The sequence below is a fragment of the Geomonas sp. genome (assembly GCF_056994735.1).
In genome coordinates this window covers 1-20,840 of record NZ_JBXKJL010000217.1, presented here as the reverse complement: position 1 = coordinate 20,840, position 20,840 = coordinate 1, and the positions used below count along the sequence as shown (strand labels likewise).

15 protein-coding genes are annotated in these 20,840 nt (G+C 61.9%); 6 read left to right on the top strand and 9 right to left on the bottom strand.

The window, feature by feature from the left end; translation table 11 throughout:
• Positions 1-206: 206 nt before the first annotated feature.
• Complete coding sequence (locus AC11W3_RS09245) at positions 207-2,063, bottom strand: AMP-dependent synthetase/ligase (protein ID WP_484091057.1); 1,857 nt, start codon at positions 2,061-2,063, stop codon at positions 207-209.
• Between the two features lie 96 nt (positions 2,064-2,159).
• Positions 2,160-2,423: a hypothetical protein gene (locus AC11W3_RS09240; RefSeq protein ID WP_484091058.1), complete on the bottom strand. Its 264-nt coding sequence runs from the start codon at positions 2,421-2,423 to the stop codon at positions 2,160-2,162.
• Positions 2,424-2,676: 253 nt separating this feature from the next.
• On the opposite strand from AC11W3_RS09240, the gene AC11W3_RS09235 reads away from it, so the two are divergent.
• Positions 2,677-3,258: a class I SAM-dependent methyltransferase gene (locus AC11W3_RS09235; protein WP_484091059.1), complete on the top strand. Its 582-nt coding sequence runs from the start codon at positions 2,677-2,679 to the stop codon at positions 3,256-3,258.
• A 101-nt stretch (positions 3,259-3,359) separates the two neighbouring features.
• On the opposite strand, the gene ubiE is transcribed toward AC11W3_RS09235, so the two are convergent.
• Positions 3,360-4,067 (bottom strand): bifunctional demethylmenaquinone methyltransferase/2-methoxy-6-polyprenyl-1,4-benzoquinol methylase UbiE, encoded by a 708-nt coding sequence (ubiE, locus tag AC11W3_RS09230; RefSeq protein ID WP_484091060.1) that lies wholly within the window; start codon positions 4,065-4,067, stop codon positions 3,360-3,362.
• Between the two features lie 152 nt (positions 4,068-4,219).
• Here ubiE and cdaA point away from each other — a divergent pair, with 152 nt between their 5' ends.
• From cdaA to AC11W3_RS09215, 3 genes are all read left to right on the top strand, one after another.
• Positions 4,220-5,389 (top strand): diadenylate cyclase CdaA, encoded by a 1,170-nt coding sequence (gene cdaA, locus AC11W3_RS09225; RefSeq protein WP_484091061.1) that lies wholly within the window; start codon positions 4,220-4,222, stop codon positions 5,387-5,389.
• Positions 5,390-5,527: 138 nt separating this feature from the next.
• A complete protein-coding gene (locus AC11W3_RS09220) occupies positions 5,528-6,556 on the top strand; it encodes a C40 family peptidase (RefSeq protein WP_484091062.1) in 1,029 nt (342 codons plus the stop codon).
• A gap of 212 nt (positions 6,557-6,768) precedes the next feature.
• On the top strand, positions 6,769-8,430 hold the full coding sequence (locus AC11W3_RS09215; protein ID WP_484091063.1) for a radical SAM protein: 1,662 nt from the start codon (positions 6,769-6,771) through the stop codon (positions 8,428-8,430).
• A 269-nt stretch (positions 8,431-8,699) separates the two neighbouring features.
• On the opposite strand, the gene AC11W3_RS09210 is transcribed toward AC11W3_RS09215, so the two are convergent.
• The 6 genes from AC11W3_RS09210 to AC11W3_RS09185 form a co-directional block, all read right to left on the bottom strand.
• Positions 8,700-9,110, bottom strand: a complete 411-nt coding sequence (locus tag AC11W3_RS09210) for a hypothetical protein (protein WP_484091064.1) — start codon at positions 9,108-9,110, stop codon at positions 8,700-8,702.
• Positions 9,111-9,244: 134 nt separating this feature from the next.
• Positions 9,245-12,436 carry a YhdP family protein gene (locus AC11W3_RS09205; RefSeq protein ID WP_484092901.1) on the bottom strand — a complete coding sequence of 1,064 codons (3,192 nt, stop codon included), beginning with the start codon at positions 12,434-12,436 and terminating at the stop codon, positions 9,245-9,247.
• A gap of 28 nt (positions 12,437-12,464) precedes the next feature.
• A complete protein-coding gene (locus tag AC11W3_RS09200; protein WP_484091066.1) occupies positions 12,465-14,729 on the bottom strand; it encodes a sensor histidine kinase in 2,265 nt (754 codons plus the stop codon).
• A 226-nt stretch (positions 14,730-14,955) separates the two neighbouring features.
• A complete protein-coding gene (lpxC, locus tag AC11W3_RS09195; RefSeq protein WP_484091067.1) occupies positions 14,956-15,873 on the bottom strand; it encodes a UDP-3-O-acyl-N-acetylglucosamine deacetylase in 918 nt (305 codons plus the stop codon).
• 205 nt (positions 15,874-16,078) lie between these two features.
• The gene (locus AC11W3_RS09190) at positions 16,079-17,764 is read right to left on the bottom strand and encodes an ABC1 kinase family protein (RefSeq protein WP_484092900.1); all 1,686 of its coding nucleotides are present in this window, start codon (positions 17,762-17,764) and stop codon (positions 16,079-16,081) included.
• Positions 17,758-18,078, bottom strand: a complete 321-nt coding sequence (locus tag AC11W3_RS09185; protein WP_484091069.1) for a phasin family protein — start codon at positions 18,076-18,078, stop codon at positions 17,758-17,760. The genes AC11W3_RS09190 and AC11W3_RS09185 overlap by 7 nt, the downstream gene beginning before the upstream one ends.
• A 160-nt stretch (positions 18,079-18,238) precedes the next feature.
• Here AC11W3_RS09185 and AC11W3_RS09180 point away from each other — a divergent pair, with 160 nt between their 5' ends.
• Together AC11W3_RS09180 and msrA are read left to right on the top strand one after the other, a co-directional pair.
• Complete coding sequence (locus tag AC11W3_RS09180; protein ID WP_484091070.1) at positions 18,239-20,023, top strand: GspE/PulE family protein; 1,785 nt, start codon at positions 18,239-18,241, stop codon at positions 20,021-20,023.
• Positions 20,024-20,062: 39 nt separating this feature from the next.
• Positions 20,063-20,608: a peptide-methionine (S)-S-oxide reductase MsrA gene (gene msrA, locus AC11W3_RS09175; protein WP_484091071.1), complete on the top strand. Its 546-nt coding sequence runs from the start codon at positions 20,063-20,065 to the stop codon at positions 20,606-20,608.
• Positions 20,609-20,840: the final 232 nt, after the last annotated feature.

The following is a 20,840-nucleotide window of genomic DNA, read 5'->3' as shown; positions in this document are numbered from 1 at the left end:
CACATCTGATAAGGTCGGATTAAAACCAGATTGAGTCGAAGGAAGGTCGTCATACCCGCGCAGGCGGGTATCCTGTTTTGTCGGATCTGGATTCCCGCATTCGCGGGAATGACATAAATTGGGGGGGGCAATTCCGTTTCGGTATCAGATGTCGATCCGATTTGATCAGAAGTTATCCGCGGGAACGGGCTTTTCCTGCCTGTGGGTCAGTCGCGGGTGGATACGCTGGCCTCGACGGCGAAGCGCTTGATCTTCCTGGTGGTGGTTTTGGGGAACTCGTCCTCGCGCAGCGTGAAGCGCTTCACGCGCTTGTAGTCGGCAAGGCTATTGCCGGCAGCGAGGACCTCTTCCCTGACCAGCTTTTCCACATGAGCCACGGTCATCCGGCCGAGCCCGTGGTCGAGGGCGTAGTTGTCGAGCTCCTCCTGGTTGGGATAGATGATGGCGTGGACTTCCTCCGCTGCCGGGCCGACCTTGTGTCCGTAAACCATGACCTCGGCTATGAACCTGCTCTTCAGCAGTTCGTTCTCGACCTCTTCCGGATAGACGTTCTTGCCGTTGGGTGTGACGATCAGGTTCTTGACCCTGCCGCAGATCGAGAGGTAGCCGTCGGGGTCGAGGCGGCCCAGGTCGCCGGTGCGGTACCAGCCGTCCCGGAGCACCTCTGCCGTCGCCTCGGGGTTCTTGTAATACCCCTGCATCACGTTGGGCCCTTTGACCACGATCTCGCCGATCCCTTCCTCGTTGGGGTTGTCGATGCGGACCTGGACGTACGGGAACAGGCGGCCCACCGTCCCGAGCCTCGTTCCTCCCGGGTTCTCCGCCGAGATGACCGGCGATGTTTCGGTGATGCCGTAGCCCTGGTAGACGGGGATGCCGAAGGAGAGGAGGCCTTTGGCGATGGCGGGGTCGAGGGCGGCTCCCCCGCTGATGAAGATGGTACCTGCCCCGAAGGCCTTCTTGACCTTGGAGCTCACCAGCTGGCGCGTGATGGGCATGGAGAATAGGACCTTGGAGAGCCTGTGGACATCGACATTTTTCCTGATCCGGTCCAGTATCATCTTGTAGACAGCCGGGACCCCCAGCAGGAAGGTCGGCTTCACCTCCCCCAGGTTTTCCCCCAGTTTTTTCAGCGACTCCGCGAAGGAGACCTTACCGCCGACGGAGAGCGGGAGCAGCACGCCGGCCACCTGTTCGAAGACGTGATTGATGGGGAGAAAGGAGAGTGTGTGCATGGTGTCGTCGAGGCTGAAGTGCGAGGCGGCGCCCTGGATGTTGGAGATGATATTGGCGTGGGAAAGCATGGCCCCCTTCGAGCGGCCGGTCGTTCCGGAGGTGTAGAGAATGACGGCGGTGTCGCTGCTTTTTCGCTGTGACGGTGGAGGGGGCGTGTCCTGCAGCATCGCGTCCAGTGGGATCATCTTTCCGTCCGGGAGGACCGGCATCGGCACGGAAAGGATAGGGTCCAGCAGATGCGGCTCCCGATCCTTCCCCTTGGCAGGGGCGGAGACCAGCAGGCGGTGGACCTGGCCTGCCAGGATTTCCATCCTCGACACCGATTCCTGCGGAATCTCGTGGTTCTTGACCAACTCCCGCCACTCCGCCAAAAGTTCTTCCAGCGCCTTCGCCATCCTCACGTCGTGGACGTGAGGCTTCGAAGGGTGCAGGATGATGACGGTTTCCAGCCCCGGGAGGGCCGGGATGCACTGCATCAGGGTATCGAGGCAGGCTTCGTCCGTGAAGATGAGGCGGGCCTCGGAGTCGGCAATGATGTGACGGAGTTCGGCGCTCTTGAGGTCTTTGTCGACAGGAACGACGACGCCCCCGGCCCTCAGGATGCCGAGGTAGGTCTCAACCCAGCGCATGGAGGAGGGGGCAAGGATCGCCACGTGTTCGCCGGGCCTAAGTCCCAACTTGACGAGGCCGGAAGCGATCCTCCCGGAGTTTTCCCATAGTTCCCGGTAGGTCGCTTCCCGCCAGACACCGGTGACCTTCTGTCGGAGTGCCGTTCTGTCAGCAAAGGCTTCACAGCGGGTTTTCAGAAAGGAGTCGATGGTCTGCACGGATCTGCTCCTGGCGGCGTGATATGAAGTAGTTATATCAACAATCACCAGCTGCTGCCAGAAAAGATCTCGTAACTGCAGAAGCCACCGCCTGCGTCAGTGCAGGGTCCTTCCTTTCATTACCTCTCCGAGCATCTGGCGCAGCGTGTCCTCCTCCACGAACTGGAAGAGCTCGCTCTTGCCGAACGCCACCTCCACCGTGCCGCGGCTTTTCTTGAGCGTTACGGAGACTTCGTGTACCCCGTTCCCGAGCAGGCCCGAATAAACCTGCTCGACGATATTTCCTATGCGATGGGGTTCCCTGCCGCGAAGTTCGAAATAAACAGCCTGGTCCAATGCGTCGTTGGTAAGGTAGATCATGGTGCACCTCCTTGTTTTCCTACATTGAACCGCACCGGTGAGACAGAATAAGTCGTTACCGCCCGAGGCGGCATGGTTTCGGCATTGTCGCCATCGTGTCACCTTACCCACCCTGTGTCTGCGGGGGGAAGCGCCCCGCGGCGCGCAAGCCTCTCCCCTCCCGCCCGCGGGGGTGTACTCCGGATCAACGCGGAGCTTGACAATGTTCAGCGGCTCGGATAATGAGGCAGGATGAGTAGGCACGGAGGGCTGGATGGAGTCGGATCGAACCAAATGGAATCAACGTTACTCGGGGGGCGAGTACCTCTTCTCTCTCACCCCGTGCCGTTTCCTGGCGCAGAGCCTGGACCTGGTGAAGATGCTGGTCCCGGGGCGGCGGGCGCTGGACTTGGCCTGCGGTGAGGGGAGAAATGCCATCTTCCTGGCCAGGAACGGGTTCGAGGTCGATGCGGTCGATATTTCGGAGCGGGGACTCGCGAGGGCGCGGGGCCGGGCAACGGAGCTGGGGCTCGCCATCAACTTCGTGCAGGCTGATCTGGAGCAATACCGGCTGGAAAAGGTCTACGACCTGATAGTCGACTTCAACTTCCTGCTGAGGCCGCTCCTTCCATCCATGGTCGAAGCCCTCGCGCCGGGCGGGGTCATCGTCATGGAGACGATTCTGAGCGCCCCGCACCTGCAGGGGGAGCACAACGCGGATTTTTTGCTGCAACCGGGGGAACTGGAGCTGCTGTTTTCAGGCTTTGAAGGAAGGATACTGAGGCTTGAAGAGGATCCCTTGCAGGAGACACCGCTGGCGAGGGTGATGTATCAGAAAAGCGTTTCTCGCGGATAGAATCGGATAACATCTGATCCGACTTCTGATTTTCAAAAAGAGCTTAATCGGATTTTGATCAGAAGTTATCGGAGTTGATCCGCGAGAAACGTTTTCAAGGTTTACCTGGTGCCGACGTAGACGGTGGCGATGCCTCCGGTGAGGTCGTAGTGCCTGACCTCCTTGAATCCTACCTTGGACATGATGGCCTTGAAATCCTGCCGGGAAGGGAACTCCAGCACGGAGTCGGGAAGGTACTGGTAGGCGCTCATCCTGGAGAAGAGTCCTCCGACCTTGGGGAGCACCTTCAGGAAGTAGAAGTGGTAGAGCGACCTGAAGACAGGCAAGGTCGGAGTGGAAAACTCCAGGATCACGATCCGTCCGCCGTCCCTCAGCACCCGGTGCATCTCGGACAGACCCTTGGTGCGGTCGACCACGTTCCTGATCCCGAACGAGATGGTGGCGGCGTCGAACGTCCTGTCTTCGAAGGGAATCTCCTCGCAGGGAGCCACCTGGAATGAGATGCGTCCGGCATGGCGGGATTCCTCAACCTTGACCCGCCCCAGGTCGACCATCTCCTTGCAGAAATCTATGCCGACGATGCTGACGGAAGCGGGGGTCTGAGAGGCGATCTCGATCGCGACGTCACCTGTCCCGGTCGCCACGTCGAGCACCTTCCCCGCGCCGGAAACGCCGATCTTCTTGACTGCGAAGCGGCGCCAGCGGCGGTCAATCCCCAGCGAGAGGAGGCGGTTCAGAAAGTCGTAACGCGGAGCGATGGTCCCGAACATGGCGCGTATACGTTCACCCTTTTCCGACAGTGCGTACATATTTTCCTACCTTTTTAATCTTTAAAATGCTATAAATTTTAAGCCCTTTGCCAGCGGCTCTGCGATTTAAAGTCTGTTTATTAGCACAAAGTGGCCCGGCTTGCCAGTAAAAAGGGTGAAATCGCCGTCTGTCCCAGAGAGGAGAAAGTAGCTTGTTCCCGTATTTCCGGCCCCAGGATATCGCCGATATCCTGATCATGACCTTCCTGGTTTACCAGCTCTACAGCTGGTTCAAGAACACCAAGGCCCTCCAGGTCGTGCTTGGGCTGCTCTTTCTCGGCGTCATCTACGTTATTACCAAGAATCTCGGCCTCTTCATGACCAGCTGGATACTGCAGGAGCTCGGGACGGTCTTGCTGGTCCTGCTCATCGTGGTTTTCCAGAGCGAGATCAGGCAGGCCCTTTACCGGCTCAGCCTGCTCCGGAAGCTCTTCGACCGGCAGGAGACCCCGGTGCGGGTCGATCTCCTCGAATTTTCCGCAACCGTTTTCGCCCTTGCCGAACAGCGCATCGGCGCCCTTGCCGTCTTCCAGCGTGAAGAGCTTCTGGACGACCTGATCCTTCATGGCGTGCCCCTCGACTCCCTGGTGACCAAGGAACTCCTGACCAGCATCTTCAACCCCAGCTCCCCCCTCCACGACGGCGCGGTCCTGATCAAGGACGGCAGGGTCGCCCTGGCCTCCTGCCACCTGCCGCTGTCGGTGAGCTCTGAGGTCCCGCAGCATTTCGGGACCCGCCACAGGGCCGGCCTCGGCCTCTCCGAGCGCTCCGACGCCGCCATCGTCATCGTCTCCGAGGAACGGGGCGAGGTTTCGCTTTCGGTGGCGGGGCAGTTGGAGTGGATCAAGTCGCAGTCTGAGCTTCATGAGAGGCTCAATTCCCTGCTGCTGCCGCTCTCCACCGAGGCGCAGAGGGTAGGGTGGATCACCAGGCTTTTCTCCAATTTCTGGCCCAAACTGGCGGTCTTCGCCCTGGTTGTCGTCAGCTGGCTCCTGATCACCTTCCGGCAGGGGGAGATTCTTACCGTTTCCGCTCCCATTAAATACCGCAACGTCCCCGAAAGCCTGACCCTGTCCCGCACCTATCCCGACGAGATCGAGCTGCAACTCAGGGCCTACTCCAACCTGATCTCGTCACCCAAGGACCTGAACGTGGTGGTCGATCTCGACCTCTCCAAGGTCAGGGAGGGGGCCAACAGCGTCCAGATCAGGAAGGAAGACATCAAGCTTCCTCCGGGGGTAGCCGTCGCCAACCTCGCCCGTCCGACTGTCAGGGTGGTTACCGTACGTAAAACAATGAAGGACGGATTGCGGCCTCGTTGATTTCTGCAAGTTGCTGTTATTTAAATAGGTATAACTGAGCGAGGAGGTGCTTCATCATCATTAAACTTGACAATGCTGCGCAATTGTTATACAAATTGAGGCACTTTTGTTTGTTTGTAAAACGATGAAGGAGGATTCATGACATATAGACTGAAACTGATAGCCTTATGCCTTTTCATCCTGTCCTTCCCTTCCCTCGCCCTTGCCGCAAAAACCCATCGTGTAAAAAAGAACGAAACCGTTTACACCCTCGCCAAGAAATACCACGTCACCGTTGCAGAATTGAAGTCCGCCAACAACCTGGTTGGCAACAAGCTCAAGCCCCGCTCCGTCCTGGTCATCCCTCCCCGCACTGTTGCCGCGGCTGCACCGGTTTCCTCCGGCGCCTCGGTCTACAAGGTGAAGAAGGGGGACTCCCTGGCCCGGATCGCGAAGAAAACAGGGGTCTCGGTGGCGGAACTGAAGAGGCTTAACGGTATCGGCGGCAAACAGCGGGTCAAGCCCGGGAAGGTGCTGGTGTTGAAGGAAAGCGCACCGGTGGAGGAGCCGCGGCCGAAGATGGTCAAGAGGCTGCAGCTGCGGCACGGCGACCTCTTCAGCGACAAGGATTATGAGCAGAGCCTGCAGGAACTGGCCGAGCTGGAGCCCGAGCACCAGGTCGACCTGAGGAAGAGCACCGAGCTGAAGGTGGATGGAATCAGCGAGCTGAAGAAATCGGCCTACGGCTTCCTCGGCACCCGTTACCGTTTCGGCGGGAACTCGCGGGCCAGCGGCATCGACTGCTCCAGCTTCGTGCAGAAGGTCTTCCGTGAGCTCGAGGTCTCGCTTCCCCGTACCGCACGTGAGCAGTTCGAAGTCGGCAGTGCGGTTGCCCCCGGCGACCTGCAGAGGGGAGACCTGATCTTCTTCAGCACCTATGCCTCCTATGCCTCCCACGTAGGCATCTACCTCGGCGACAACAAGATGATCCACGCTTCCTCGCGTGACCGCCGAGTAGTGATCTCGCCGATGAACACCGCCTACTACCGTTCCCGTTTCCTGGGGGCCAAGAGGATCACCAAGGTCAACCCGGATGTCTTCAAGCTCGACGACCTGATTCTCGGTGTCGAGGAGGAGAAGCCTGACGAGATCCAGCAAAACGACGCGCTTGGCCTGAGCAGCAACTAACGCCAGGTCCAAGTGACGTGACTTCCGAATCCGGCCCCCTGTGGGCCGGATTTTTTTATGGCTCTGTCCGACCCGCCCCCCGTCCGGCATCCGGTTCAGTGAGGGGGTACGATGAGCCCGTGGCCTTGGTTTGACCCGGTGCGAGGCGGAAGCTCCGGCTCCTGCCAAACGACTCCATACCCGAAGAGCCGAGTTGTGGTACAAAAGAGACGATGAAGATACTTCTGACTTACAAGGCACATCCCGCTGGGGCCGAGGATCCCTTCACCTCCCTGCTGCCCGCAGGACTCCTTACCCTCGACGCTGTGGCGCGGGAGGCGGGACACCAGGTCACGCTGGCCAACCTTTCCGGGTTTACCTGGCCGAAGGTGCGCCAACTCCTCAAGAATCTCCGTCCGGAGCTGGTGGGGATTTCCCAGTTCACCCACAACAGGGAGGAGTCCCTGGCCCTCGCCAGGCTCGCCAAGGAGTTGAACCCCGGATGCTTCGTGGTTCTCGGCGGTCCGCACGCCACCCACTCGTGGCGGGAAGTCCTTGCCCGTCACCGCGAAGTCGACGCGGTGGTTCTGGGGGAAGGGGAGGCCACCCTGGTCGAACTTCTCGAGGCGATCCAGGCGTGCCGGGGGCTGTCAGAGGTTGCCGGACTTGCCTACCGCAAGGATGATCAGGTCGTAGCCAGCGCTCCCCGTTCCCCGATCAGTGAGCTGGACGCCCTCCCGCTCCCCGGGGGGCGCACCGGTGAGAGCGTGGGGGTCGACTACCGGCGCCAGCTCGAGTTCGTAATCACCTCCCGCGGCTGCCCCGCGAGCTGCCTTTTCTGCTCCTCTCCCCTCTTCTGGGGCAGGGGCGTCCGCTTCCGCTCTCCCGCTTCGGTCGTTGCCGAGATCCGCATGCTGAAGGACCGCTACGGCCTGATCTACTTCTCCTTCCGGGATGATACCTTCACGGCCGACCGCAAAAGGGTGCTGGAGATCTGCCGGCTCCTGCAGGAGCAGGACCTGCACATCCTCTGGAACTGCCAGTCGCGAGTCAATGCGGTGGACGAGGAGATGCTGGTCGCCATGAAGAAGGCCGGGTGCGAGTGCATCCAGTTCGGGGTGGAGTCCGGCTCTCCGCAGATGCTGAAGGTGCTGGGGAAGAGGATCCTCCCGGCCGATGTGGAGCGGGCCGCGGCGATGGTGCGCCGTGTGGGCATCAACCTTTCGGTCTACCTGATCACCGGGATACCCGGAGAGGGGGAGGCCGATCTGCGGCAGACCGTGCGGCTGATCGAGAAGGTCAGGCCGCAGGACGGTCAGGTCTCGCCGCTGGTTTACTATCCCGGGACGAGGTTGTTCGACGAAGCGGTGCGGGGGCAGGGGGTGCCGGCGGATATCTTCGAAGAGCCGCAAGGAGAGGGTTTCCCGGTCCGCACCGATGCCTTTGTGGAAAGAAGCAGGGTTTCGATGCTGAAAGCCTTGGCGCGTGCTGGAAGGAAGGCTCTCTTCACCCGGGAGGATTTCAAGGGGCAGCGCACACTGGTCGGGTACTCGTTCGTCACTGAAATGCTCTTTGGGGAGGCGCTGGAGCAGGGTGGGGACTGGGACGGAGCGCTGGTGGTGTATCGTGAGATGGCCCGGAAGGAGCCTGACAACCCGTGGGGGCATCTCCTTTACGCAGGGCTTCAGGCCAGAATGGAGCAGTTCCCAGCTGCCCGTGCCTCGTATCTCAAGGTATTGAAGCTCGTCCCCCGGCACCTGCCGGCTTACCTTGCTCTGGGCGAGATTGCCCTTGAGACAGGCGATGTGGCTTCTGCCAAGCGGCACTTCCAGGAGGCGCTGAAGCTCGATCCGGAAAACGCGGCAGCCCTGGAAGGATTGGCCGCCACCAAGTAACGCCCACCCTCCTCAACGACCCCTCTCCCTTCGGGCTGGGGTCGTCATTGATGCTGCACCAGGGTGCCCGGGGCAACGCCCTCACCCTGCCCTCCCCCGGAGGGGGAGGGGTACTCAACCCCCCTTGGTCCCAGCCCGGAGGGGGAGGGCTAGGGAGGGGGAAAGGTGGTGTCATCCCCGAGGTAAGGGCTAGTTCCGCAGACGCAAAAAAAGGGGTCGCGACCGTAAGGTCGCACCCCTTTCTTTGTATCTGCCTTTGCTGCCGAGGCTTACTTGTTGACTGCGAGGCCCGGAGCGAAAATGATCTTGTCGAAGGTACGCTTCAGGGTCTTGCTCTGGAAGTTCACCATCGGCGGGGAGTCCGGGAACTCGACGGTGTCGCCGACTTTCACAGGGGTCTGCATAGCGGCAACCCAGATCTTCTGGCCGTTCTCGTCAACCAGCACGTAGGTGTACCCGCCGGAGTCCATGGTCTCGAGGACCTTGCCCTTGTGGCCGGTGCCCGGTTTGACTTCCTGCGGCTTCAGCCCTGCGTGCGGGTTTTCGCCGGGAGCGGCAGCCGGCATCTGTCCTGCGGGTGCTGCCTCGGGAGCCGTTGCCTTCGGAGCTTCTTCCTTCTTCTTGCAGCCGGCAGCTGCTACGGCAACAATTGCCAACATGACTACCAAAGTCTTCTTCACAGTTTCCTCCGTGGTGAATTGATTTAAGCGTTAATCGTCGCTCAAAATACCACCGTTTAAACCTCATTACAACAGAAAAATTACGCCAACTCATTGACAACGGGTGCGACTTCGGGTATGGGACCGGCCCGGGGTCAGTTTCCCAGCAGGACCTCTCCGGTGTCGGTAATCAGTCGCGCGGGGAGCTCGAAGACCCTTTTGAAGATGTTCAGCACGCCCTTGCCCAGGGATTTCACCGGGACCGCCTTCACCTGCGGGTCATCGATCCTCCCCTTTGCTTCGAAGTAGGTGGTGATCAGCGAGTGATCCTTGCCGGTGAGGATCCAGCCCACGATGGGGATCCGGCTTACCACCTTGTCCACCGTCTGCAAAGGCTGCACCCCGATCGACATGTCCAGCTCCTCTCGGGCCAGGTCCAGTTTTCCGACGGCGGAGAGGTTCATGGCGTTACTGTCCATGAAGAGGTTGCTGGTGGTGGCGACGCCGTCACGTATGGCGAAGTCCCCGGTTATCTTGTTGTACGGCATCCCCCCCGAGACCATGTCCGGGAGCTGGCCCTTGAAGAGCTGCGAGACGTTCAGGATGGAGAAGATCTTCGACAGGGTCGAGAATTTCCTGACACTGCCGTCTTCGATCTTAAGCTTCACCGCGCCCAGCGCCGTTCTGCGGAGCTCGGGGGAGGTCTCTCCCTTGGCCGTCACTTCTCCCTGCATCGACATGCTCCCGGTGAGCTCCTGCTTCTTCGCGCCCAGGAACCGCGCCATCTTTTCGGCCGAGACCCGCTGGACTGTGCAGTTGACCTGGTAACGGGGTGCGCCGGAGCCGAAGTCGATACGCATCCTGCCGGTTATCTCCCCGTCCATGCAGCTGACTTCCAGGGGCTGAAGATAGAGGATGTTGTCCTCCAGCATGGCCACCGTCCTTAGCCGCTGAAAGGGGACGTCCAACGCCTTCCCCTCGCTGGCGAAGAGGTGGACCTTCATGCTCACCCTGTTCCCGCTCCCTCCCGTTGACAGCCCGAAAAGGGGGGTGATGTCCGGAAGCTCCAGGTGTGGCGAGGTGACAGCGAGATCCATCTTCGGGTGCTGCAGGTCCTGGACCACCCCCTTGACCTGCACCTGGCTCCGCCCCAGCGTCGCCGATAGCGAGGTGATCTGCAGGTAATCCTTCTCCCTGTTGTAGGAGAGGGTCCCTTCCACTTTCTGTGTCCTCAGCGGGACCTTTCCCTGCCCGAAACCGAGGTCGGTGAAATCGATCCCGGGGGAGTAGAAGGAGCAGGTGACGCTAGGCTTCTTGAATCCGGTGACGGTGCCATGTCCGCTGAACGCCGAGTTCCCCACTCTCGCCGAGAGCTGCGAGCTTTCCACGGTTTCTCCGTTGATCTGGAGGCTGCCGTTGACCCCGGTGACCGGCTTCATCTTTTCCCCCGCCTTCAGCGAAACGCCGGAAAGGGCCACCGTCCCGCCCCAGGTCAGCCGGTCCATCCCCGGCCCCGTGGCGTGCAGCTGCGCCTGCACCTTCCCCGCCGGGCGGTAGGGGGCGTAGGTAGGCATCAGCGGCCCGACGTCGGCAGCCTGGAACTGGTTGGTCCTGAATTCGAAGCTGATGGGGCCGTTGTAGCGGCTGACGGCGGTGGCGGCGAGGGAAAGGGAGCCCAGCTGGTAGTTGAGAGCGGTGATGCGATAATCTTCCTTCCCGAAAGCCAGGCGGAAGGCCATGGTGTTGGGTCGCCCCTTCGGCTTGGAAACGATTTCCGGTGCGGTGTAGGCTACGGGGCCGAGGTCCCAGCTTCCGGAGATGTTGTAGAGCGAGGTGGTCCCTTCACCGGTGACCTTGGCGGTGGAGCCGTCGGTGAGGCTTATCTTGGCGCCACCGACCGCCCAGGCGGCCTCGGGCTGCCTGGCGCGGACGTTGGCCGAGAAGAGGTAGCGGCAGGGTGCGTCGGTCGGGTAGTCGGTGATCCTCCCCTCGAGGGCCATCGGGGAGGTGCCGAAGTTGCCGGTCATCCCCTTGAGGATGAAGTCCTTCCCCTCCAGCCTCAGCTCCCCCTTGATGGCGCTCACCACCGGGAAGGTGCCGCCGTAGGCCACGACCCCATCCTCGACGTGCGCCTTGACCCACAGGATGTTGTAGTTCGTCCCCCGCTCCATATGGAGGATCTGGCTGACCGTGCCGTCGAGGCGCCCCTCCTCCAGCCGGTAGAGACCCCCCATGACCTTCCGCTCGATGAAGTCGGCGGTGTCCTTGACGATGATGCCGTAGGGGATGAACTGCCGGAATTCGCGCAGGTTGAAGCGGGTGGTGGAGGCCTTGGCGGTGATGCGCATGTCCCTGGAGTAGATCCCGGAAAGGAGGCAGCTGCCGTTGACCACCAGGCCGTCGACGTTGGCCTTGATGCCGGTGAGGTGGAGGTTCTCCCCCTTCCGCTCGATCTCGCAGGAGGCCTTGACCGACTTCGGGGTGAGCCTTGCGTGGAAGACCTGCGGGTAATCGAGATCGAGCCTGCCGATGGTGAGTTCCACCTTGCTCTTGAAGGCGTCGAGGCGCCCCCTGAGTGTCGCTTCCACTCCGAACTCTCCCGCGAGGGTCTTGAAGGGAACAAACGTGCGGTAGTAGGGCCAGAAATGCGAGGAGTCGAGCGGACCGGTGCGGACCCTGCCGGTGACTTCGCAGCTGGTCCAGGCTTTTCCCTCTTCCGGGAGCTTCACCGCCCCGGCCAGTAAGACGGGGACCTTGCGGGTGCCCGAAGTGAGCGAACCGGAGAGCTTGAAATCGCAGCTCTTGCCGCGGGTAAGGCGGCTCAGATAGAGGTCGGTGTCGGAAAGTTCGGTAACCACCGGAGCCTCGGAAACCGCCAGGTCGGTGAAGCGGAGATGGGCGTTCTTCAGCTGGATGCCGCCGATCTTCGTGGAGGTGCCGGAGGGCTGGGAGAAGAGGTCGCTCAGGTTGAAGACCCCCTGGCGGTCGCGGGAGAGCTGCAACGTCGGGCGCTCGAGCTGCATGCGGGAGAGCACCAGTTCCTTTCGCAAGAGCGGGATCAGGGCGATCCTGATGGTCAGGCTGTCGGCCTTGATGAAGTCCCCCACGCCGTCCTTTTCCTTGATGGTGACGTCGGTGAAGGTGAAGGACGGTCCGTAGCGGAAGGAGAAGTCGCCGGAGCTGTACCGAAGGTCGCGCTTGAGGGCGCTGCGCACCTGGGCGATTATCTGGCCCTTGTACGTGTCGAGGTCCAGGAGTCGCAGCGAGAGGCTTCCCGCCACCACCGCAATCGAGACGATGGCGGCGAGGAGAGGCAGTAGCCATGATCTTTTCGAGTTAAGCCGCATATGATCTATGTCCGGGTGGTAAAGGCCTTCAGGCGGCGTCGGCGGGGAGTTCGATTACGAACCTGCTCCCCTTGGGGAAGTTTTCCTTGGCCCTGATGAAGCCGTGGTGGTCGCTGATGATGGTGTTGACGATGGCGAGGCCCAGCCCCGTGCCGCTCTTCTTCCTGGAGAAGTAAGGCTCGAAGAGCCGCGGGCGGTCCTCCAAGGCGATGCCGTGGCCGGTGTCGGAGACGGTGAAGGTGGCCATCTTGAGCTCCCTGTCGTAGGAACTGGAGAGTTCGATCTCGCCCTCCCCCTCGATGGCGGCTACCGCATTGTCCAGGAGGTTGATCAGCACCCGCTTGATCTGGTCCCGGTCCAGCATGATGGCCGGCATTCCCTCGTCGGCGTTCAGCTGGAAGCTGATGTGCCGGTGGGCCTCGACGTAGAGGGTCAGCGCCTCGCGCAGCAGCGCGTTCAGATCGCTGGCCGAGAGGACGGCGGCGGGCATGCGGGCGAAGTTGGAGAATTCGTCCACCAGCCCCTTCAGCTCATCCACCGATTTGATGATCATGGCGGTGCACTCGTCGAAGACCTTCTCCTCCCCCTCGAACCTGGAGAGGTAGCGCTTGCGCAGACGCTGGGCCGAGAGCTGGATCGGGGTCAGCGGGTTCTTGATCTCGTGGGCGATCCTTCTGGCCACCTCGCGCCAGGCCGCCATGCGCTGGGCCTTGATCAGGGTGGTGAGGTTGTCCAGCACCACCACCATCCCCATGAAAACCCCGTTTTCGTCCTTTAATACCGTGAGGTTGGTGAGCAGGGTCAGCTCGGCGTCCCGCATCGGGATGGTCAGCTGCTTGGTGATCGAATCCTGCTTGGAAAGGACCATGTCGCGCAGGAGGCCCTTGACGATGTCCAGGTGTTCCGGGCAGAGGACCTCGCGGAAGTTCTTCCCCGTGACCCTGTCCATGTTGATCAGCAGGAGCTTCTCCGCCGACTTGTTGACCGTGGTCAGCAGGCCGTCCTTGTCCACCGAGATGATCCCGGCGGTGACGTTGGCCAGGACCGTTTCCATGTAGCGGCGGCGCTGCTCCAGCTCCAGGTTGCTCTTCTTCAGCTCCTCGTTGGTGTGCTGCAGGGCGAGCTGGTTCTCCCGGAGGTCCTGGGTCATCCGGTTGAAGGAGGTGATCAGCATGCCGATCTCGTCGTGCCCCGTCTCCCCGAGGTGCACGTCCAGGTTCCCCTCCGCCACCTGCCGGGTAGCCTCGGCCAGCTCCTTTATCGGGGTGGTGAGGCTCTTGGCCAGGTAGACCCCGAACCAGACCGCCAGGAAGACGATGACCATGGTGATCAGGAAGAGGGTCAGGATGTACCCGGTGGCGATCGGGTTTTTCATGATCTTCAGCTGCTTGAATTCATGATAGGAGGCCGAGATCTCCCTCATCTTGGCGACGAGGGAGTAGGGGACGTAGTAGTTGACCACGATGACGCCGACCACGTCCTTGCCGTTCCAGTTGGAGCGGATCGGAACGATCCCCCTGATGAGGTCTGCCTTCCCGGTCGGATTGACCCTGGTCAGCTTCTCCCCGGCCAGCCCCACGTTGATGTCCTCGGAGGAGGGGTTGGTGAAGTCCCCCAGGGGGAGCTTCGGGTTGCCGGCGCGGATCAGCTCCTCGCGCTGGGAGGAGAAAACCTCGACCACCCCCAGGTTGTACTCCTGCTGCTTCTGGCGCACCAGGGCCTTGAGCTGCGGGAGGTTCTCCTCGTTGAGGAGCTTTTTGTGCTTGATGATCTCGCTGATCTGCTCGCCGTAGTAGAGCGCGTTGGCGGCGGAGCTCTTGTAGTAGGTCTGGGCCACCTCCATCGACTCGTTGAGCGAGTTCTCCACCTGCTTGTTGAACCAGTTCTGGATGGTGTTGCTGATGAAGCCGGCGCAGACGAAGAAGAGGAGCATGGTGGGGACCAGCGACAGGGTCACGAAGGCCAGCACCAGCTTGGTTCGCAGGTGCGCCCCCGGCGTATTGTTGCGCCGTTCCAGGAGGAGCTTGGCGATGTTCCTGACGACCAGGTAGACCAGGAGGATGATGAGCAGGATGATGACGTTGATGATGCCGAAGATGACGATGTTGCTCCCCATCGGCACCTCGGAGGAGAGGCGCGACAGGTGGATCTCGATCGAGGTCAGCACCAGGATGCTGAGCAGCGACAGGCAGACGAAGACTGCTTCCCGTTTCCTCTTCCTCAGTTCAGCGGGAGGGAGGCCGGGTGCGGTGTCGTGCTGGGGCGCAGCGCTATCGGGGGAGGAATTCGGCATCAGGTCACTCTATACGAAATGGGCGTATGATTTCAAGGGCTGTCGGCATTCTTACAAAAATCCGGGCCATCGTCTCGGTAGGAGCGCCCTCCCGGGCGCGAACGTTGGCGGGCGGTTCGCGCCCGGAAGGGCGCTCCTACGGGCGCGCGCCAAAAAAAAGCAGCCCCGGGGAGGGCTGCCATATGAAATACATCTCTCGATCTCGATCCTGTTCCCGGCCTGCCTCTTAGGCCGCGGTATAGACCAGCTCGGGAATCGGGAGCTGGAACGGGGCGTTGAGGGCCTGCGGGGTGAATTCCATGACGGTGAAGCAGTCGGGGCGCTTGAGGAGCTCGGTGACCAGCTTGTGGTTGAGGTCGTGGCCGGACTTGGTGGCCTTCACGTGCCCGAGCAGACGGTAGCCGCTGAGCGCCAGGTCGCCGACCGAGTCCAGGATCTTGTGGCGCACGAACTCGTCGGAGAACCTCAGGCCCTCCTCGTTGATGACGCCGTCGTCGCCGATGACCACCGCGTTGTCCAGGGAACCGCCCAGGGCCAGGCCGTGCGCCTTCAGCATCTCCACCTCGGCCAGGAAGCCGAAGGTGCGGGCCTTGGCGTACTCGTCGGAGAAGGATTCCTGGCTGAAGAGCATGGAGCGGAACTGGCTCCTGACCGCGCGGTGGGAGAATTCCATGTCGAAAGAGATCTTGTAGTGGCGTGAGGGGATGATGGAGATCTTCTTGTCCCCCTCGACCACGCTGACCGGCTTCTTCACTACCAGGAACTTGCGGGCCTTGCCGCATCCCTTGGTGCCGGCCTTTGCGATGGCTTCCACGAAGGGGGCGGCGCTGCCGTCCATGATCGGGACTTCGGGGCCGTTGATGTCGACGTGGGCGTTGTCGATGCCGCAGCCGTAGAGGGCGGCCATCAGGTGTTCGATGGTCGAGACGCTGGCCTCTCCGCGGCCGATGGTGGTGGAGAGGCGGGTCGAGACCACGTTGGCTGCGCGTGCCTCTATGGAGACCGGGGGGGAAAGGTCAACCCGGTGGAAGACGATCCCGGTGCCGGCCTCCGCCGGACGCAGGGTCAAGGTGATGGTCTTTCCCGTGTGCAGGCCGATGCCGCTGAAGGTTGCTTTGTTCCCCAAGGTGTACTGGTAAGTCATTGCGTGCTCCCGGCTGATAAGTAATCAGTATGCGGACTATATAGCAAGGAGCGGGCCAAGCGGGGAGATGGTGTCTTGTCTCGACAAAAGGCAATGATATCGGGCTGCTGGGGTTGGACCAGGTCGTGCGGCGGGGATGCCTGGGTGTGGCGAAAGTGTGTCCTGTGGTGTAAAAGCAACGCGGGGTGTTGCGTTTGTGCAACAGTTACAGGCGGCCCGAGCGCAGGATGGCGATCATCCACCATAAGCCGACCACGCCGGCGCAGGCGTATCCGAAGAAGGCGAAGGCGGGGAGCCCTAGGAGGAGGGGGCCGCGGTTGGTGGTCATGGCAATCGACGAGCCTACGAGCAGCGCGGCTATGATGAGACTCAGGCAGACCCGGTTGGCCGAGCGGTCGAGTTCCCTGCTGAAGCGGTCGAGGCCCCGGTGTTCGAGGTCGATGCGGAACTTGTTGCGGTTGATCTTCTTCAGGACCTCCTTGACCTCGCGCGGGAGGTTCCGCGCCAGGGTGAGGTAGGACTGGAAACCCCTCTCCATCTCGTGTAGCAGCCGGGTCGGCGAATGCTGCTCCTTGAAGGCCCGCTCCAGGAAGGGGCGCAGGTGGCCGACCATGTCGAACTGCGGGTCGAGCTCCCTCCCCATCCCCTCCACCACCACCAGCACCTTGACCAGCATGGTCAGGTCCGGCGGGATCTTGATGCGGTGGGTCGAGACCAGGTCGATGAACTCGAGGAGCATGCGGCCGACCTCGATCTCCTTGAGCGGGATCTCGAGGTACCCGTCGATGAACTCGGCCAGCCCCTTCTTCAGCGCGGTCACGTCCAGGTTTTCGCTCACCTCCACGGTGTCGGTGATGGTCTCCACCAGTTCGTCCACGTCCCTCCTGATCACGGCGGCCAGGACGTCGGTGAGGTAGCGCTTGGTCCCCGGCTCGAGCCTTCCCACCATCCCGTAGTCGAGGAGGCAGATCACGTTCCCGTTCAGGATCATGACGTTGCCCGGGTGGGGGTCTCCGTGGAAGAATCCGTGCTCCAGCACCATCTTGAGGAAGGCCTGGGCCCCGCGGCTGGCGATCTCCCGCCGGTTGAGACCGATGGCCTCGATGGCGGCATGGTCGCTGACCTTGATCCCGCTCACGTACTCGATGGTCAGCACCCCCTTGGCCGTGGCCTCCCAGTACACCGTGGGAAAATACATGGTCGGGTCGCCGCGGAAGTTGTCCCGGATCCTCTCGATGGCGTGTCCTTCGCGGGAGAGGTCCATCTCCCGCCTGATGGTGTAGGCGAACTCGCGCACCACCCCGACGGGGTCGTAGATGTCGCTTCTGGCCATGTGCCGCTCCAGAAGTAGCGCCACCCCCATGAGGATGTCGATGTCGGTCTCGACCATCTCCGCGACCCCCGGGCGCCGCACCTTGACCACCACGTCCTCCCCCGAGAGGAGGCGGGCCCGGTGGACTTGGGCGATGGAGGCGGCGGCTATCGGCTCGGGATCGACTCGGGCGAACTTCCTGGAGAGAGGACCTTCCAGTTCCCGTTCCATCTGGGTGCAGATGTCGCTGAAGGGAATGGAGGGGACGTTGTCCTGCAGGTGCGCGAACTCCTGGACGAAGGAGGGGGGGATGATGTCGGCGCGGGTGGAGAGGAGCTGACCCAGCTTGATGAAGGTCGGGCCGAGTTCCTCCAGGGCCAGTCTTAGCCGCTGCGGGGGGGTGAGATTGGCGCCCTTCGATTCCGAGCGGCGCAGCACGCGACGCGACGCCGCCACCACGTGGGCGAGGTTCATGTACTCGAGGAGGTGCCCCAGGCCGTAGCCGGCGAAGACCGTGATGATCTGCCGGTAACGCCTGATGCTCCTCACGTTGCGGTTTAGCTGAATCAGTCTCAGCATTCGGTCCCCGGCTCCTCGTCCAGCGACTGCAGGGCCTCCAGCGCCCGGACCCGCCGCTCGAGCCGGTCGAAGTCCTCGCGCGAGACCACTCCCATCCGATCCATGGCCCGTTTGACCTCGACCTCGGCCATCTCGGTGGTCCGCTCCCGCCCGACCCGGGCGATCTCCTGGATCCGGTCCAGGAAGGCCCGTCCCTCCTCCTCGCTCATCTTGTAGCGGGATTTCATCTCCTTGACCAGTTCCTCACCCTTCTTCTGGGTCAGCGCCGCGGCTCCCAGGGCGGTAAGGGCTGCCTTCTCCAAAAGTTCGAACATGGTGTGCCTCCTTTGGCGGGCTCATGAGCGAGCCTGAAGGGGGGGATGCCCCCTGCTAATGATATCGGCGGCCCGGGCAAAGTCAACGCCGGACCTCCTTGACTTTACTCGGGTTCTGGCCGATACTGCCTTGATGGCGACCAGCGAAACGGGTAAGGTTATGGATAATAAGAAGACCATCACTATCAAGAACGTGGCGCAGATACTTCTGCAGCGTCGGCTGATAGACGAGGAGCAGTTCGCGGACCTCCTGGCCAGGGGCGAAACCCAGTCCCAGCGCCTGGCGGGAGGACAGCAGAGCGGCTATTCGCGGCGGCTGCAGCACACCCCGGAGAAGCCTTCCCCTGCCGAGGTGGTGGCTTCCTTCAACCTCGAGATTCCCGGGGGGCACGGCAAGCTCCTGACCGAAGACGCCATCACCGAAGTGCTCGCGGCGGCGGTCGGGATGCCGTACATGAAGATCAACCCGCTGAAGCTAGACCTGGAACTGGTCACCGCCCATATTTCCCGGCCCTTCGCGCTGAAGCACCTGATCGTCCCGGTCGGCTTCGCCGCCGGCGTCCTCACCATCGCGGTGGCCGACCCCTTCAACGACGAGGTCATCTCGGAGTTGCGGGATCTGACCCGGATGGAGTTCCGCAGGGTCCTTGCCTCCCGCAACGACATCCTCAAGATCCTGAGGGAGTTCTTCGGCTTCCGCGCCTCGGTCAAGGCGGCCGAATCCGAGGTCGGGGCCGGGGTCGACCTTGGCAACTTGGAGCAGTTCGTCCGCCTGAAGATGGGGCACGAGATCGAGGGGACGGACCGCAACATCATCTCGGCGGTCGAGTTTCTCCTGCAGTACGCCTTCGACCAGAGGGCCAGTGACATCCACATCGAGCCGAAGAGGGAGAAATCGCTGGTCCGCCTGCGGGTGGACGGCGTGCTCCACAACGTGCACGCGGTGCCGAAGCAGCTGCACCCCCCCATTGTCTCCCGCATCAAGATGCTCTCCCGCATGGACCTGGCCGAGAAGAGGCGCCCGCAGGACGGCAGGATCAAGACCTCCCACCAGGACAAGGAGATCGAGCTGCGCGTCTCCACCCTGCCGGTGGCCTTCGGGGAGAAGGTGGTGATCAGGATCTTCGACCCCGACGTGCTGATGCAGGAGCTTGACCAGATCGGCTTCTATCCGCGCGAGTACCAGCTCTACAACTCCTTCATCCGCCGCCCCAACGGCATCATCCTGGTCACCGGCCCCACCGGCAGCGGCAAGACCACCACCCTGTACTCGTCGCTGCGGACCCTCTCCTCGCCGGAGATCAACATTGTGACGGTGGAAGACCCGATCGAGATGGTCATGGAGGAGTTCAACCAGGTTGGGGTGCAGACCGCCATCGGGGTGACCTTCGACAAGGTGCTGAGGAACATCCTGCGCCAGGACCCGGACATCATCATGATCGGCGAGATCCGCGACCACGAGACCGCCGAGAACGCGGTGCAGGCGGCGCTGACCGGCCACCTGGTGCTCTCCACCCTGCACACCAACGACGCACCCTCCTCCATCACCAGGCTGCTGGACCTCGGCATCCCCTCCTTCCTGATCTCCTCGACCGTCATCGGCATCATCGCCCAGAGGCTGTTGCGCAAGATCTGCCCGGCCTGCAAGCGGGAGCGCAGCCTCACCGAAGACGAGCTGGAATACCTGAGGCTCAAGACGGCTGGACAGGTATGGTACGGCAAGGGCTGCCCGGAGTGCCGCGGAACCGGGTACAAGGGAAGGACCGGGATCTTCGAGGTGCTGGACGTCAACGAAACCATCAAGGCCTCCATCGCCGAACGGGTGGAGCTTGCAGCCCTGCAGGAGGCGGCGCACCGGGACGGCATGGTGCCGTTGAGGGAGCAGGCGGTAAGGAAGATGCTGGAAGGTATCACGACCTACGAGGAGGTTGTCGCCGTCACGTGACAGGTCGGCTTGGAGGTAGAAGGTTCAGAGGAGGCTGGTATGGAACCGACCGCTGCGGAACGCGTTGAGACTGCCATCTTCGCCGGCGGCTGCTTCTGGTGCATGGAGCCCGTCTTCGACAGGATACCAGGAGTCCTCTCGGTCACCCCCGGCTACACCGGCGGGACCGTCCCCAACCCCAGCTACCAGGAGGTCTGCACCGGGGAGACCGGCCACGTCGAGGCGGTCCGCATCCACTTCGACCCGTCCAGGGTCAGCTATCGAGAGCTGTTAAAGCTCTTCTGGCGAAACATAGATCCCACCACCAGAAACCGGCAGTTCTGCGACTTCGGGAGCCAGTATCGAAGTGCCGTCTTCTATCTCGACCACGAACAGCAAAGGGTCGCGGAGGAGTCCATACGCGAGCTGGAAGCCGCGAGACCCTTCGATCGTAAGATCGCCACCGAAATCCTGCCCGCCACCGAGTTTTATCCCGCCGAAGAGTATCACCAGCAGTACTACAAGAAGAACCCGCAGCGCTACCAGCAGTACCGTGACGGTTGCGGCCGTGACGCCAGGTTGAAGGAGCTTTGGGGAAAGGAGTAACGGCAGGAGCGTCCTCCCTGTGGTGGATGGGGAGACACTTCGACGAGGGGCGCAGAGCGAACTACCTGGTGCCCGCCATATCGATCAAGGTCCGCTGAAGGGTTTCGCAGCGGTAGGGCTTGACTATGGCGGCACAGAAGCCGTGATCGGCATAGCTCGCCATCACCGGGTCGTTGGAGTATCCGCTTGATACTATCAGCCGCGCCGCCGGGTCGAAGGCCAGGATCAGCTG

Excerpts from the sequence above, each read along its gene's own strand:
- msrA (WP_484091071.1), top strand. The coding sequence starts at position 20,063 with ATGGAACCGACCGCTGCGGAACGCGTTGAGACTGCCATCTTCGCCGGC.
- AC11W3_RS09205 (WP_484092901.1), bottom strand. The coding sequence starts at position 12,436 with ATGCGGCTTAACTCGAAAAGATCATGGCTACTGCCTCTCCTCGCCGCC.
- AC11W3_RS09220 (WP_484091062.1), top strand. The coding sequence starts at position 5,528 with ATGACATATAGACTGAAACTGATAGCCTTATGCCTTTTCATCCTGTCC.
- lpxC (WP_484091067.1), bottom strand. The coding sequence starts at position 15,873 with ATGACTTACCAGTACACCTTGGGGAACAAAGCAACCTTCAGCGGCATC.
- AC11W3_RS09180 (WP_484091070.1), top strand. The coding sequence starts at position 18,239 with ATGGATAATAAGAAGACCATCACTATCAAGAACGTGGCGCAGATACTT.
- AC11W3_RS09240 (WP_484091058.1), bottom strand. The coding sequence starts at position 2,423 with ATGATCTACCTTACCAACGACGCATTGGACCAGGCTGTTTATTTCGAA.
- AC11W3_RS09200 (WP_484091066.1), bottom strand. The coding sequence starts at position 14,729 with ATGCCGAATTCCTCCCCCGATAGCGCTGCGCCCCAGCACGACACCGCA.
- AC11W3_RS09215 (WP_484091063.1), top strand. The coding sequence starts at position 6,769 with ATGAAGATACTTCTGACTTACAAGGCACATCCCGCTGGGGCCGAGGAT.
- AC11W3_RS09190 (WP_484092900.1), bottom strand. The coding sequence starts at position 17,764 with ATGCTGAGACTGATTCAGCTAAACCGCAACGTGAGGAGCATCAGGCGT.
- AC11W3_RS09235 (WP_484091059.1), top strand. The coding sequence starts at position 2,677 with ATGGAGTCGGATCGAACCAAATGGAATCAACGTTACTCGGGGGGCGAG.
- ubiE (WP_484091060.1), bottom strand. The coding sequence starts at position 4,067 with ATGTACGCACTGTCGGAAAAGGGTGAACGTATACGCGCCATGTTCGGG.
- AC11W3_RS09185 (WP_484091069.1), bottom strand. The coding sequence starts at position 18,078 with ATGTTCGAACTTTTGGAGAAGGCAGCCCTTACCGCCCTGGGAGCCGCG.